Source organism: Roseateles sp., assembly GCF_965262435.1.
Classification (GTDB): Bacteria; Pseudomonadota; Gammaproteobacteria; order Burkholderiales; family Burkholderiaceae_C; genus Paucibacter_A.
On the sequence record NZ_OZ253537.1, the window covers coordinates 4,727,501 to 4,741,777 of the forward strand.

14 protein-coding genes (1 of these 14 running past the window's edge) are annotated in these 14,277 nt (G+C 66.8%); all 14 read right to left on the bottom strand.

The features are described 5' to 3' along the window. Positions 1 to 367, bottom strand: partial view of a tripartite tricarboxylate transporter permease gene (locus ACQY39_RS20330; protein WP_428509297.1) — the start only. The gene continues 1,142 nt to the left of window position 1, outside the view; 367 of the gene's 1,509 nt are visible here — the first part of the coding sequence; the start codon lies at positions 365 to 367; its stop codon lies off the left edge, out of view. A 10-nt stretch (positions 368 to 377) separates the two neighbouring features. Further along, positions 378 to 842: a tripartite tricarboxylate transporter TctB family protein gene (locus ACQY39_RS20335; RefSeq protein WP_428509299.1), complete on the bottom strand. Its 465-nt coding sequence runs from the start codon at positions 840 to 842 to the stop codon at positions 378 to 380. Between the two features lie 125 nt (positions 843 to 967). Further along, positions 968 to 2,791, bottom strand: coding sequence for a GspE/PulE family protein (locus ACQY39_RS20340; RefSeq protein WP_428509301.1), 1,824 nt, complete (start codon positions 2,789 to 2,791; stop codon positions 968 to 970). A gap of 20 nt (positions 2,792 to 2,811) precedes the next feature. Next, the gene (locus ACQY39_RS20345) at positions 2,812 to 3,621 is read right to left on the bottom strand and encodes a spermidine synthase (RefSeq protein ID WP_428509303.1); all 810 of its coding nucleotides are present in this window, start codon (positions 3,619 to 3,621) and stop codon (positions 2,812 to 2,814) included. A 3-nt stretch (positions 3,622 to 3,624) separates the two neighbouring features. After that, complete coding sequence (locus ACQY39_RS20350) at positions 3,625 to 4,164, bottom strand: DNA-deoxyinosine glycosylase (RefSeq protein WP_428509305.1); 540 nt, start codon at positions 4,162 to 4,164, stop codon at positions 3,625 to 3,627. Continuing rightward, positions 4,157 to 4,978 carry a TatD family hydrolase gene (locus ACQY39_RS20355; protein ID WP_428509307.1) on the bottom strand — a complete coding sequence of 274 codons (822 nt, stop codon included), beginning with the start codon at positions 4,976 to 4,978 and terminating at the stop codon, positions 4,157 to 4,159. Before ACQY39_RS20355 ends, ACQY39_RS20350 begins: the two co-directional genes overlap by 8 nt. A 27-nt stretch (positions 4,979 to 5,005) precedes the next feature. Next, positions 5,006 to 5,872 (bottom strand): formyltetrahydrofolate deformylase, encoded by an 867-nt coding sequence (purU, locus tag ACQY39_RS20360; RefSeq protein ID WP_428509309.1) that lies wholly within the window; start codon positions 5,870 to 5,872, stop codon positions 5,006 to 5,008. A gap of 42 nt (positions 5,873 to 5,914) precedes the next feature. Further along, positions 5,915 to 6,613, bottom strand: coding sequence for a lipoprotein-releasing ABC transporter ATP-binding protein LolD (gene lolD, locus ACQY39_RS20365; RefSeq protein WP_263562629.1), 699 nt, complete (start codon positions 6,611 to 6,613; stop codon positions 5,915 to 5,917). After that, entirely contained in the window at positions 6,606 to 7,862 is a 1,257-nt protein-coding gene (locus ACQY39_RS20370) for a lipoprotein-releasing ABC transporter permease subunit (RefSeq protein ID WP_428509311.1), read from the bottom strand. Before ACQY39_RS20370 ends, lolD begins: the two co-directional genes overlap by 8 nt. A gap of 99 nt (positions 7,863 to 7,961) precedes the next feature. Then, on the bottom strand, positions 7,962 to 8,609 hold the full coding sequence (locus tag ACQY39_RS20375; protein WP_428509313.1) for a PEP-CTERM sorting domain-containing protein: 648 nt from the start codon (positions 8,607 to 8,609) through the stop codon (positions 7,962 to 7,964). A gap of 175 nt (positions 8,610 to 8,784) precedes the next feature. Next, on the bottom strand, positions 8,785 to 11,598 hold the full coding sequence (polA, locus tag ACQY39_RS20380) for a DNA polymerase I (protein WP_428509315.1): 2,814 nt from the start codon (positions 11,596 to 11,598) through the stop codon (positions 8,785 to 8,787). A gap of 28 nt (positions 11,599 to 11,626) precedes the next feature. Then, on the bottom strand, positions 11,627 to 12,385 hold the full coding sequence (gene cobA, locus ACQY39_RS20385) for a uroporphyrinogen-III C-methyltransferase (protein ID WP_428509317.1): 759 nt from the start codon (positions 12,383 to 12,385) through the stop codon (positions 11,627 to 11,629). Then, positions 12,382 to 12,774 carry a (2Fe-2S) ferredoxin domain-containing protein gene (locus ACQY39_RS20390; protein ID WP_428509319.1) on the bottom strand — a complete coding sequence of 131 codons (393 nt, stop codon included), beginning with the start codon at positions 12,772 to 12,774 and terminating at the stop codon, positions 12,382 to 12,384. Before ACQY39_RS20390 ends, cobA begins: the two co-directional genes overlap by 4 nt. Then, on the bottom strand, positions 12,771 to 14,273 hold the full coding sequence (locus ACQY39_RS20395; protein WP_428509321.1) for a PepSY domain-containing protein: 1,503 nt from the start codon (positions 14,271 to 14,273) through the stop codon (positions 12,771 to 12,773). Before ACQY39_RS20395 ends, ACQY39_RS20390 begins: the two co-directional genes overlap by 4 nt. Between the last annotated feature and the right edge of the window lie 4 nt (positions 14,274 to 14,277).

The following is a 14,277-nucleotide window of genomic DNA, read 5'->3' on the forward strand; positions in this document are numbered from 1 at the left end:
CACAGCCGGCGAAGAATGAGCCGAGGCCAGCGGCAGCCAAGGCCGCGCCCGCCCTGCCCTGGCGGGCCATTTGGTAGCCGTCGATGGCAGTGACCACCGAGCTCGATTCACCGGGCACATTGATCAAAATCGCCGTGGTCGAACCACCGTACTGGGCGCCGTAGTAGATACCGGCCAGCATGATCAACGCCGGTGTCGCGTCCAAGGCATAGATGGAGGGCAGCAACATGGCAATGGTTGCCACCGGGCCGAGGCCGGGCAAGACACCGATCAATGTACCCAGCAAGGCGCCACCAAAGGCATACAGCAAATTCTGCAGAGTCAGGGCCGTGTGAAAGCCGAGCGCGAGATTGTTGAGCAAGTCCATGCGTCAGCCCTCAGTTGCCGAAAATGACAGGCCACACTGGAATCACCAGCTTCAAGCCCCAGACAAAAATTACCCAGCTGCCCAAAGTCAGCAGCACGCTATTCAGCAAGGCATCGCGCCAACGAAATTCATCACCGGCCGCTGCAGCGAGGGTCACGACCATGGGCAAGGTCATGACCAGGCCCAGGCGCGGCAAGCACAGGCCAAACAAGACAATCGCCGCCGTGATCACCAACAAGGGGCGCCACGCGATCGCACCGATCGGGTCGCCCCCTTCGGATTCAATCGTCAAAGCCTTGAACAGGACCAAAGCGCCCAGCAAGGCGAGCAGCACGCCCAGCCCAAACGGGAAGTAGCCTGGCCCAGGCCGCGCGGAGGAACCAAAACTGTATTCGGTGGAGGCCCAGGCGAACGTCAGCCCGAGCAACACGAACATCAAGCCGGAGAAGAAGTCTCTTTGACTCTTGATCTTCATGGGTGCGCCCTCTATTGATTCTGTCGATGACGGGCGATTCTAGGCAGCGCCATCCCGGCTCGGCCTGTGGGTTACACGTAATCTCGACAGACTGTGCCGCCGCGCGATTCACGCGCGCGGCTGGCTCAGGTCTGCCACTGCGGCGTGCTGCGCAGGATTTCTTCCAGCGTGGTCACACCTTCCGCCACCTTCATCGCCCCCGCCAAGCGCAGCGGTCGCAGGCCCTCTTGCATGGCCTGGCGCCGCAGCGCGGAGATATCGGGGGTCGGGTGAAGATGGGCCTTGACCGCTTCACCCACCGTCAAGAGCTCGTACAGACCCGCCCGGCCTCGGTAACCCGTATTGCGGCATTCCAGGCAACCGACCGGCTTGTAGGGCTTGACGCCGCCATTCATGCGCCAGTGCTTGAGCATGTCATTCAAGGTGTCGCGGGTGACGCTGGGGTCGGGCACTTTGCAATGGTTGCACAGGGTGCGCACCAAGCGCTGGGCCAGCACGCCAATCACCGTGGCGCTGATCAGGTAAGACGGCACACCCAAGTCGGTCAGGCGCGTGATGGCCGCTGCGGCATCATTGGTGTGCAAGGTGCTGAACACCAGGTGCCCCGTCAGCGCCGCCTGAATCGCCATCTCGGCCGTGGCCAGGTCGCGGATTTCGCCCACCATGATGATGTCCGGATCCTGGCGCATCAAGGCCCGCAAGCCCTCGGAAAAGCCGAAGTCCAGCGCGCTTTGCACCTGGGTCTGGTTGAAGGCGGGCTCGATCATTTCGATCGGGTCCTCAATCGTGCAGACATTCACCTCCTCCGTCGCCAGGCGCTTGAGCGTGGAGTACAGGGTCGTGGTCTTGCCGCTGCCGGTTGGGCCGGTCACCAGGATGATGCCGTGCGGCTGGGTCACCAGCTTTTCCCAGCGCTCGTTGTCGTGGCTGGAAAAACCCAGCATGGACAAGTCCTTGACCGCGGTGTCCGGGTCGAAGATGCGCATCACCATCTTTTCGCCAAAGGCCGTGGGCAGCGTCGACAGGCGCATTTCCACCTCATCGCCGGCCGGGTTGCGCGTCTTGATTCGGCCGTCCAGCGGCCGGCGGCGCTCCACCACGTCCATGCGACCAAGCAGCTTGATGCGCGAGGTCATCGCGCTCATCACCGTGGGCGGCAATTGGTAGACGGTGTGCAGCACCCCGTCGATGCGGAAACGGATCACGCCCATCTCGCGGCGCGGCTCCAGATGGATGTCGCTGGCGCGCTGGTCAAAGGCGTATTGCCAGAGCCAGTCCACCACCTGCACGACGCCCTGGTCATTGGCATCGAGCTGCTTGTTGCTGCGGCCCAGTTCCACCAGCTGCTCAAAGCTGGCCACCTGACTGGACTCGCCGGCCTTGGCCGCGGCGCGCACCGAGCGGGCCAGCGTGAAGAACTCGGTCGTGTAGCGCGAAATCTCCAGCGGGTTGGCCACCACCAGCTTGATGGGCTTGCGCACATGGGCCTCGATCTGCGCCACCCAGCCGGTGTCGAAAGGCTCCGAGGTCGCGATGGTCACGTCGTTGACGCCCACCAGCAGCGGCAGGCAGCGCTTGGCCTCGGCATAGCCTACCGACATCACATCGGACACCCGGCCCACATCGACCTTGAGCGGATCGATGCGCAAGTAAGGCAGCTTGGCCCGCTCGGCCAGCCATTCGGACAGCGCGTCGACATCGAGAGGCTTGCCATTGCTGAGCCGGGCCAAGCCACCATGACCCAAGCGCACCAGCGGGTGCAAGGAGCTGTCCCCGGCCGCGAAACGGGCCTCGGTGCGCTGCACCTGCTCGTCATCGATCAAACCATCGTCGCGCAGCCAATGCAGCAAGGCACGCCACTCCAGCCTTCCTTCGGCAGGCTGGGCGGCCGAGGCAGCGGCGGCAGAAGCAGAAGTAGAGGGGGCGCTGGTCTTGGACTTGGCACTCATGGCGATGGGTCGCTCCGCGCTCATTGGGGGTTGAGAATGCTCAAAGGCAGGGGCCGCACCATGCGCAGCCATTTGCGCGCCGGCAGCTCGAACAGCGTCTCGATATTAGCCGCTCGGCGCTCCAGTTCCTCGCGATCCGGCACCACCACGCCGCGCGCCGCCACCAGCACGGTGTTGCCCTCCTTGGTCGGCGTCAAGCTCCAGACCTGGTCCGAGCCAAAGATGGCCGCCACACGCCGCGCGCTGGAGGCAAAGCTGGCGTCGCGGCCGAAGAGATTCACCGTCATCAGCCCACCGTCCACCAGCAGGCCATGGCAATGGCGGTAGAAGTCTTTATCGTCCAGCACCGGGCCGGCGGCCTCGTGGTCATAGAGGTCGATGTTGAGCACATCGACCGTTTGCAGATGCTCAGGGTTCGCCACCCACTGGCCGGCATCCTCGTTGATCACGGTCAGGCGCTTGTCGTCCTCGGGCAGGTGGAACCACATGCGGCAGGCCTGGATCACCGTGGGGTTCAGCTCCACCGCCGTGGTCTTCATGCGCAGCACCTTGTGGCAAAAGCGGGTGATGGCCCCAGCGCCCAGGCCCAGCTGCAAAGCGTGGCCGCTGCGCAGCTCAGCGCTCGGTCGCCAGAGCATCCAGGCCATCATGCGCTGGATGTATTCCAGCTCCAGATGCTGAGGCTTGCGGATGCGCATCGCGCCCTGCACCCAGATGGAATCGAGGTGCAGAAAACGCACGCCGTCGAACTCCGACATGGTGGCTGGCGCCCAGGGCATGGCGCCGGTCTTGGATTTGGATGGACTCTTGGACTTGTTGTTCAGGCTCATGCCTCAAGTGTCGCCCATGGCCGCCTGCAGCGAAGGCCCGAGCTGGGCCCAGACGGCCAGCTTCTTCGCATAGCTCAGGGTGTAGGCCGGGCTGGAGGACGGCAGGGCATGGATGCGCCAGCGCCCGGCTTGATCGCCCAGCTGGCGCAGGCCCAAGCGCGCGGCCGTGCCGCCGTTGAAGGCAATGGCGCGCAGGCAAGGCAGACGCGCCTCGATCAGGCCCAGTAAATCGCTGGCCTCGGGATTGCGAATGTCGCTGTCCATGCTGCCGCGCCGCTGCGTCGTCTGGATCACATCCCACAGCCCCACACCGGCCTGCTGCAAGAGCCCCAGGCGCTCGGCATAGCCTGCCGACGCCAGGGCCAGGCCCAGCGATTCGCCGAGCAGGCGCCAGAACTGGTTCTGCGGGTGGCCGTAATAGGCCTGCGCCTGCAGCGAGGCCACGCCGGGAAAACTGCCCAGCACCAGCAGCCGGGTGTCGCCGAACACATGGGGTGCCAAGCCTTGCAGGCGCGGCACGGAGCTGCTGTCGATCTCAGCCATGCGCGGGCAAAGCCAAGCGCGGCAAGGCTGCGCGCACATTGGCGCTGGTGATGGCCGCCGTCTCGGCCAGGCTCCAGCCGCGCAGCGCGGCCAAGCTCTCGGCGATGCGCGGCAGCTCGGCCGGCTCGTTGCGGCCCATGGCCTCGCCGGCCGCGCGCTGCTCCGCCGTCTTGTAGAGCCAGTGTGGCGGGATGTCGGGCGCATCGGTCTCCAGCACCAGGCACTCAGCCGGTAGCTCGGCCGCCAGGCGGCGGATCTGCTGCGAGCGCTCGAAGGTCAAGGTACCGCCGAAGCCCAGCTTGAAGCCCAAATCCACAAAAACCTGCGCCTGCTGCGCGCTGCCATTGAAAGCATGGGCAATGCCGCCGGATACCGGCAAGCGCCGCAGCCCGGCAAGCAGCTGATCGGCACTGCGCCGCACATGCAGCAGCACCGGCAGCTCAAAACGCCGCGCCAGCTTGAGCTGCTCCAGATAGAAGAAGCGCTGCCGCTCGGCATCAAGGCCAGGCACAAAGAAATCCAGGCCGATCTCGCCGATGGCCACCAGGCGCGGATCGCCGTGGTGACGCTCCAATTGCTCGGTCAGCAGGGTCAGGTCTTGCTCGCTGGCCTGCATCACGTACAGCGGGTGGATGCCCAGGGCGTAGACGTAGCCATGCGCATGGGCCAGCTCGCGCACGGTGTCGAAATCAAAGGCGGCCACCGCCGGCAGCACGATCTGCTGCACACCGGCCGCGCGAGCACGCGCCACCACGGCGGCACGGTCGCCATCAAACTCGGGCGCGTCGAGGTGGCAGTGGCTGTCAATCCACATGCCAAGGTCTCCGCGAACGGTGAACGATCAGCGGAACACCACCGTGCGGCGGCCGTTCAGCAAGATGCGGTGCTCGGCATGCCACTGGATGGCGCGGGCCAGGGTCACGCACTCGGTGTCGCGGCCGATGGCCACCAGCTTCTCGGGCGGCAGGCTGTGGTCGATGCGGGCCACCTCCTGCTCGATGATGGGGCCCTCGTCCAGGTCCGAGGTCACATAGTGCGCGGTCGCGCCGATCAGCTTGACGCCGCGCTCATAGGCCTGGTGGTAGGGCTTGGCGCCCTTGAAGCTGGGCAGGAAGCTGTGGTGAATGTTGATGGCCCGGCCCGACAGGTCGCGGCACAGCTCGGGCGAGAGGATCTGCATATAGCGAGCCAGCACCACCAGATCGATCTGGTTCTCGGCCATCACCTCGCGGATCTTGCGCTCCTGGGCCTGCTTCTGCTCCGCGCTCGAGTTCAACAGCGGGAAGTGGTGAAAAGGAATGTTGTGCGAGGCCGCGAGTTGGTAGAAATCGCGGTGGTTGGAGACGATGGCCGGAATCTCGATCGGCAGATGCCCGGTCTGCACGCGGAACAGCAAGTCATTCAGGCAATGGCCGAGCTTGGACACCAGCAGCAGCACCCGCGTCTTGGCCGAACGCGCCACCAGCTCCCAGTCCATCTGCAGGCGTTCGGCCAGGGGCTGGAAGGCAGCCTGCAGCGCAGCGGCCTCGGTCAGCGCCGCGCACTCAAACTCGATTCGCATGAAAAAGCGCTGGTGGTCGGCATCGCCATGCTGGGCCGAGGTCAGGATGTTGCCGCCCTGCTCCAGCAGAAAACCGGTCACGGCATGGACGATGCCTGCGCGGTCCGGGCAGCTGAGCTTGAGGATGAAGCGGTTGTCTTGGCTCATGGTCACTCGTGAGAACAGGGAAACAAGGGAAAAGGAGAAGGGTCAGGCCAAGGCCGGCTGCATGGTGCCGCCGACCAGGCTCAGCTGCTGCTGGCATTGCGCGGCGAGCGTCTGATCATGGGTCACCAGCACAAAGGCCGTGCCCAGCTCGCGGGCCGTGGTCAACATCAGCTCGAACACCGCTTGTGCTGTGCTGCGGTCGAGGTTGCCGGTGGGCTCATCGGCCAGCACACAGGCCGGCTCGGTCACCAAGGCGCGGGCAATCGCCACGCGCTGGCGCTCGCCGCCCGAAAGCTCCGCCGGCCGGTGCGCCAGGCGCGCGCCCAGGCCCACACGCTGCAGCATGGCCGCAGCACGGGCCCGCGCCTGCTCTTGCGTCTGGCGGCGGATGCGCAAGGGCATGGCCACATTGTCCAGAGCGCTGAACTCGGGCAGCAGGTGGTGGAACTGGTAGACGAAACCCAGATGCTGGTTGCGCCAGCGGCCCAGCTCGGGCTCGCCCATCTCGGCCAAGTTGCGACCCATCAAGCTGACGCGGCCGGCGCTGGGTTTGTCCAAGCCACCGAGCAAATGCAGCAAGGTGGACTTGCCCGAACCCGAGGCGCCGACGATGGCCAGGGTCTGGCCGCGGCGCACCTGCAGGTCCACGCCTGAGAGCACCTGCACATCGAGATCGCCTTCGCTGAAGCGGCGGCTCAGGCCCCGCCCTTCCAGAATCAAGGACGATGAAGGATCACTCATAGCGCAGCGCCTCAGCGGGTTGAACGCGGCTGGCGCGCCAGCTCGGGTACAAGGTGGCCAGGAAGGCCAGGATCAAGGAAGTCACGCCGATGGGCACGATATCGCCCCACTGCGGGTCGCTGGGCATGCGGCTGATCAGGTAGATGCTGCCGGGAAGGAAGCTGACATTGAGCAAGCGCTCGATGGCCGGCACGATCACATCGATATTGAAAGCCACCAGCAGCCCCAAGCCCACACCGGTCAGGGTTCCGATCACGCCAGACGCGGCACCCTGCACCATGAAAATGCCCATGATGGAGCGCGGGCTGGCGCCCAGGGTGCGCAGGATGGCGATGTCAGCCTGCTTGTCCGTCACCGTCATCACCAGGGTCGAGACCAGGTTGAAGGCCGCCACGGCGACGATCAAGGTCAGGATGATGCTCATCAGGCGCTTTTCCACCTGCACCGCATCGAACCAGGTGGCATTGGTGCGGGTCCAGTCGCGCACATAGATTTCAGGGCCCAGGGACTGGGCCAACTCAGCCGCCACCTGGCGCGCACTCAGCGCTTGCTTGAGCTTGAGCTGCACACCGGTCGGCCCCTCGACCTGGAACAGCCTCGCCGCATCGTCGACATGGATCAGCGCCATGCCCGTGTCATATTCGTAATGACCGGCATGAAAAGTGCCGACCAAGGTGAACTGCTTGAGTCGCGGCACCACGCCGGCCGGCGTGACCTGGCCGTTGGGCGCCACCAGGGTGATCTTGTCGCCCTCACGCACGCCCAGGGCACGCGCCAACTCGGAACCGAGCAAGATGCCCCACTCGCCCGAGCGCAGCCGCGCCAGCGGCCCGTCCTTCAACTCAGCCGCCAGCGGCGTGACGGTGGCCTCCTCGGCCGGCGAGATGCCGCGCACCATGGCACCGCGCATGTCCGAGCCACGGGCGATCAAGGCCTGGGCGGCAATGAAGGGGGCCGCGCCGATGACGGCCGGGTTCTGCTTGGCCTGTGCGGCGGTCGCCCGCCAGTCAGGCAAGGCCTGACCCTGGTAGGACTGCAACTCCACGTGAGCGATCACCGAGAGCATGCGGTCGCGCACTTCCTTCTGGAAGCCGTTCATCACCGAGAGCACGATGATCAGCGCCGCCACGCCGAGGGCGATGCCCAGCATGGACACCCCGGAGATGAAAGAAATGAAGCGGTTGCGCCGCCCTCCCCGCCCGGCCCGCGTGTAACGCCAGCCGATCTGCAATTCATAAGGCCAATTCATGGCAGCGATGCTAACCGAGGGCCTGCGCCGCTCCGGCGCAGACAAAGAAAAACCCGCCGGGCTTTCAAGCCGGGCGGGTCAGACCGAAACCGAAATCGATCAGGCGTTCTTGCGGCGACGTGCCACACCCACCACACCGATCAGACCCAGGGCCATCAGGCCGTAAGTGCTGGGTTCCGGCACGGCAGCGGTGACGCCGAAGCTCAGCGAGCCCGAATTCCAGATGCCATCAGGGTCGACGCCCGAGTCGTCAAAACCCTCGTGGAATTCCAGAGTCAGCAAGCCATCGGCACCGACTTGGAAGGCAAAACCTGCGTCGACCAGGTCGATGGTGCCGCTGTAGCTCGCGGTGCCCGGGTCGTTGTCACCGACGCCAGGCGTGAAGGTCAGGCCGGCGAAGGACACCTTCAGCTCCGACAACCAGCTGGGGTCGTAGGCGGTCAGGTTCAGGTTCCAGTCCACCGAGGTCACGGTGGCAAAGGCGCCGATATTGAAGGTGCGAACCACATTGCCCGCTTCGCCGAACTCAGAAAAGCTCTGAATGCCAGCCACATCCACCACCAAGGTGCTGGCCGCTGAACGGTTGGTCTGGTAGGCCTCAGCGCCAATCACGGAAGACATGCCGCCCAGCTTGGCTGCCGAAGCGCTGCTGACGACCTTGCCGGCCGCTTGGGCGCTACCAAAGCTCATGGCAAGAGCGGTGACTGCGGCGAAGGCGAGGGTGCGAGCTGTGTTCAACTTTTTCATCTTGAATTCCTTGTAGCGATCACGATTGAGTGCCCATAAAACTCCCCGGGCTGTGAACAATTTCTCACATCAGACCCGCTCGACCTAGAGGGCGCACCCTGAGCCCCGGTCCCCTAGCACCGAAAGATGACAGGGGTTTTCACCAAGGCCTGTGCCATTTGGCACCGCAACATGCTCAGTGCGCCTGCTCCCAGTTCGGCCCCACACCCACTTCAGCCAAGAGTGGCACCTTCAGCTGGGCCACGCCGGCCATCAGGCGCGGCACCTCGCGGCGCACCCAGTCCAGCTCGGCCTCGGGCACTTCAAACACCAGTTCATCGTGGACCTGCATGACGATGCGGGTGGCCTTGCCCTGGGCGTCCAGTTCGGCTTGCACGGCAATCATGGCCAGCTTGATCAGGTCGGCCGCCGTGCCCTGCATGGGCGCGTTGATGGACTGGCGCTCGGCACCGGCCTTGCGCGGGCCGTTGCCGCCCTTGATCTCGGGCAGATAGATGCGCCGGCCGAACAAGGTCTCGACATAGCCCAGCTCGCCGGCACTCGCCTTGGTGCTGTCCATATAGTGCTTCACGCCGGCGAAGCGATGGAAGTAGAGCTCGATGTAATCGCGTGCGGCTTTTTGCTCGATGCCCAGAGACTGGGCCAGGCCGAAAGCGCCCATGCCGTAGATCAGGCCGAAGTTGATGGTCTTGGCATAACGGCGCTGCTCGCTGGTGACATCGGCCAGCGGGGTGGAGAACACCTCGGAGGCGGTGGCGCGGTGCACATCAAGGCCCTCGCCGAAGGCGCGCAGCAGGCCCGGGTCTTCGCTGATGTGCGCCATGATGCGCAGCTCGATCTGCGAATAGTCAGCGCTGACCAGGCAGCAGCCCGGTGGCGCCACAAAGGCCTCGCGCACGCGCCGGCCTTCCGCCGTGCGCACGGGAATGTTCTGCAGATTGGGCTCGTTGCTGGACAGACGCCCGGTCACCGCCACCGCCTGCGCGTAGTTGGTGTGCACCCGGTGCGTGCGGGCGTTGACCATCAGCGGCAGCTTGTCGGTGTAGGTGCTCTTGAGCTTGGCCAAGCCGCGGTACTCCAGCAGCTTGGCCGGCAGCGGGTAATCCAGGGACAGTTTTTCCAGCACCTCTTCGTCGGTGGACGGCGCGCCCGTGGCCGTCTTCTTCACGACCGGCAGGCCCAGCTTGGTGAACAGGATCTCGCCGATCTGCTTGGGCGAGCCCAGATTGAAAGGCTGGCCGGCGATGTCGTAGGCCTCCTGTTCCAGGGCCAGCAGTCGCTGGCCCAGCTCATGGCTTTGCGCCTGCAGCAGTTCCGGGTCGATCAGCACACCGGTGCGCTCGATGCGGGCCAGCAAGGCGCTGGTCGGCATCTCGATGTCGCGGTAGACCCTGAGCAGGCCGGGCTCGGCCTCGATCTGCGGCCAGAGGATCTGATGCAGCTGCAAGCACATGTCCGAGTCCTCGCAAGAGTACTCGGAGGCCTTGGCCACATCGACCTGAGCAAAAGGAATCTGATGCACGCCCTTGCCGCAGAGCTCTTCGTAGCTCACGCCGGCGCGGCCCAGGTAGCGCTCGCCCAGAGCGCCCAGGCCATGGGTCTTGTGCGCTTCCAGCACATAGCTCTGCAGCATGGTGTCGTGCTGCACGCCGCGCAGGGCGATGCCGTGATTGGCCAGCACATGGGTGTCGTACTTGAGGTTCTGGCCCAGCTTGGGCGCGGCCGCATCCTCCAACCAGGGCTGCAGCGCGGCCAGCACCTCAGCCAGGTCCAGCTGGGCGGGTGCATCGGGGCCCTCATGGGCCAGCGGCACATAGGCCGCCTCGCCCGGCGCCACCGCGAAGGAGATGCCGACGATGCGGGCTTGCATCGGGTCCAGGGAATCGGTCTCGGTGTCCAGGGCCACCAGGGGCGCGGCGGCGATGCGGGCGATCCAGCCCTGCAGCTGGGCCATTTCCAGCACCGTCTCGTAGCGACGTTCCACCTCAAGCGCCGAAACAGGCGCCTCGGCAAACAGATCTCCGCTGACGGGCGCCGCGGCGCGGGCCGCCGTGGCCGTGCCGCCGCTGATCTCCTTCAGCCAAGTCTTGAAGCCATAGCGGGTGTAGAAGTCCTGCAGGCCGACGCGGTCCACCTCGCGCAAGGCCAGGGCCTCCAGCGCCGGCCAGTCCGGCACATGGCCGCTGAGGTCGCAGTCCAGCTTGACGGTCACCAGCTTGCGGCCCATGGGCAGCCAGTCCAACGCCTTGCGCAGGTTCTCACCGGCCACGCCCTTGATCTTGTCGGCGCTGGCGATCACGCCGTCCAGCGAGCCGTACTCGGCAATCCACTTGGCCGCCGTCTTGGGGCCGACCTTCTCGACCCCGGGCACGTTGTCCACGGTGTCGCCCATCAAGGTCAGGTAATCAATAATGCGATCGGGCGGCACGCCGAACTTGAGGCCCACCGCAGCCGGGTCCAGCACTTCGCAGTCGATCGCCGGCCCGCCCCAGGGCGCCAGGCTGCCGGGCACGGCGGCGGCCTTGTTCATGGTGTTGATCAGGGTGGTGTCACTGGACACCAGCTGCGCCAGGTCCTTGTCGCCGGTGGACACCACCACCGCATGGCCGGCCTCGGCCGCCACCCGGGCCAGGGTGCCGATGGCGTCATCCGCCTCGATGCCCGGCACTTCCAGAATCGGCCAGCCGAGCAGGCGCACCACCTCGTGGATGGGCGTGATCTGCTCGCGCAGCGCGTCGGGCATGGGCGCGCGCTGCGCCTTGTACTCGGGGTACCACTCGTCGCGGAAGGTCGGGCCCTTGGCGTCGAAGACGCACACCGCATGTTCGGCCGCCACCTGCTCGCGCAGGCGCTTCATCATGGCCACCATGCCGTGAATGGCACCGGTGGCCACGCCCTCAAGGCCACGCAGATCGGGCATGGCGTGGTAGGCGCGGTAGAGGTAGCTGGAACCGTCGACCAGCAGCAGGATGGGTTTCTTGGAGCTCATGCCCGCATTGTCATGCAGGCCGCCTTGCTCAGTCCTCCCGGTAGTCAGGGCTCAGGGCCACCGCCTCGCCGATGATCAGCAAGCCCGGCCGCGGCCCATAGGCCGGCGCCCGCTCCAACAGGCGGCTCAGGCTGCAGGCCAACACCCGCTGGCCCGGCCGCGTGCCGTCCTGCACGATGGCGGCCGGCGTCGCCGGGCTCAGGCCATGGGCCATCAGCTGGCCGGCGATGCGCGGCAGGCGCGCGATGCCCATATAGAAAACCCGCGTCTGACCCGATCGCGCCAGCGCCGGCCAATCAAGCTGCTCGTCGAAGGGCGTACCCTCGTCGGCCAGCTGACCGGCCAGGAAGACACAGGCGCGCGCCATGCCGCGCTGGGTCAGCGGGATGCCGGCCGCCGCCGCGCAGCCGCTGGCCGCCGTGATGCCCGGCACCACCTCGCATTCAATGCCGGCCTCGCGCAAGGCCAGCATCTCCTCGCCGCCGCGGCCGAAGACAAAGGGGTCGCCGCCCTTGAGACGGACCACCTCGCGGCCGGCACGCGCCTGCTCGATCAAGATGGCATGGATCTGCGCCTGGCCCACCATGTGCGCGCCCGCCGCCTTGCCCACATTGATGCGCTCGGCCCGCGGCGGCAGCAGGTCCATGATCTCGGGCGAGATCAGGCGGTCATGCACCACCACCTCGGCCGCCTCGATGCGGCGCAGCGCCCGCAGGCTCAGCAGATCGGCCGCGCCCGGGCCGGCGCCGACCAGGCTCACCCGCCCCGGTTTGCTGGGGTCGCTCATGGCTCGGCCGCTTCTTCATCACTGCAGCCCGGCCCCTGGTGGAAAACCAGCTCGGCCACCGGCCGGCCATCGCGCAGATGCTCGGTGATGATGCGATCCAGGTTTTCACCCCGGGCATTGAAATACCAGGTGCCGTCGGGCTGCACGCACATCACCGGCCCGCCCTTGCAGGCGGCGAAGCAGCTGACCCGGCTGCGCTTCACGCGCAGCTCGCCCTCGTGCAGGCCGGCGGACTTGAACTTGTCGCCCAGGCTGTCGAACAAGGCCTGCGCCTCGCCGTCCGCCGTGCAGCGTGGGCCGGTGCAGACCAGCAGATGGCGGCGGTAGGCGGCGATCTTGGGGCGGACGATGGGCTCGTCCGGAACGGGCAGGGAAAGGTCGTCATTCATGGCGTCGCCTGGGCTTTCTGGTCTGATGAGATTTTGGAAGGAAGGGGGCGGCGGCCGCGCAAGCGGCGCCAGCCCAGCACGGTACCTGCGGCCGTCAGCGCCAGGCCGGCCAGGCTCAGCGCGATGACCAGGGCGTCGCGCGCCAGAGTCAGGCCGTGCAAGGGCGGCAGGTCCCAGCGGTGCAAGGCGTTGAAGAGCCAGCGGTTCCAGCGCCCGGCCGCGTCCACGCGCAGGGCGATGCGGGCGCTGCGCGGGTCCAGGTAGAGCAGCAGGCCGTCCTGGTACTGCAGGCGGTAGACCGGGAAGTCGCGCGGGTGGTGGCGCAGCGGGTAGTAGTGCAGATCGGCCTCGTGCAGCCACTGCGCTTGAACCAGAGGCTGCTGCGGCCGCATGGCCTGGGCAGCGGCCCGCAACTGCGCCTCGCTCAAGCCCTGGGGCAAGACCTGACCCCCGGGCGCAATCAGCTCGCTACTGCCCTGCGCCAGCCGCGCCAGCCACCAGGTCTGCGACTGGAAACGCAGGGCCTCCAGCTCCACCACACCCGACCGAAGCTCCGGCAGCGACAGGGCCGCGACGGACGGGCTCGCGCCCTGCCAGCGCTGCCGCTCCTGCCCGGCCGCTGCGCCGTCGCCACCGGGCCAGCCCCAGGGCCCCATGGACAGCCAGCCGCTGAACAGCCAGGCCAGCAAGACCACGCCGCCGCCCAGGCCCAGCAGATGGTGCCAGCGCTGCCAGCGCTCGCGGTAGGGAGAGACGCTGCCGCTGGCATAGCGGCGGCGCAGGCGCAGGCGCTGCAGGCCTAGCACCAAGCCCAGCAGGCACATCAGCGCCGCCGCGCCGCTGCTCCAGAGAATGATCTGGCGCCAGAGTTCGGTGTGCTGGCGCAGCGGCGTGATGTAGATCCAGTGCGTGACCGAGCCCAGCCAGTTCCAGGCCCGCTCCCAGCGGCGCGTGTCCAGCAGCAGCTCGCCACTGGCCTGGCCGATGTAGAGCTCCAGGCCCTCGTCCTCATCAGCCAAAGCCACGCGGTAAAGCGGGCGCTGCGGGTTGAAGCGGCTGTAGACCGTCCACTGGTCGCGCTCCAGCAGCTCCAGCTCGGCCACCGCCAGCGTGCGCCCTGTCAGGCGCTCGGCATGTTCGCGCGCCAGCTGCTCGGCCTGGGCCGGCTGCAGCGGCGGGCGCGGCTGGCCGCTCAGGCCGTCGACGGCAAGCCAGCGCTTGCCCGTCTGCAGCAGATAGACCGGCCGGCCCAGCTGCTGCTGCAGGCGCAAGCCGCCCGCCTCCGGGGGGGCCGAGGCGCCCACCGCCGCCCAGGCCTGGGCCGGCGACACGGCCTGGGCCTGGGCCGGCAGCTCGGCCAGGGCGCGCTGGCGCTCTTCCGCGCGCAGCTCGGGCCGCGCCACAAACAGCATGACCAGGCCCGAGAGCAGCCACAGCAGCACCAGCAGGCCCAGGCCGATGCCGGCCCAGCGGTGGATCAGATGAAGACGGCGCCACATCGCT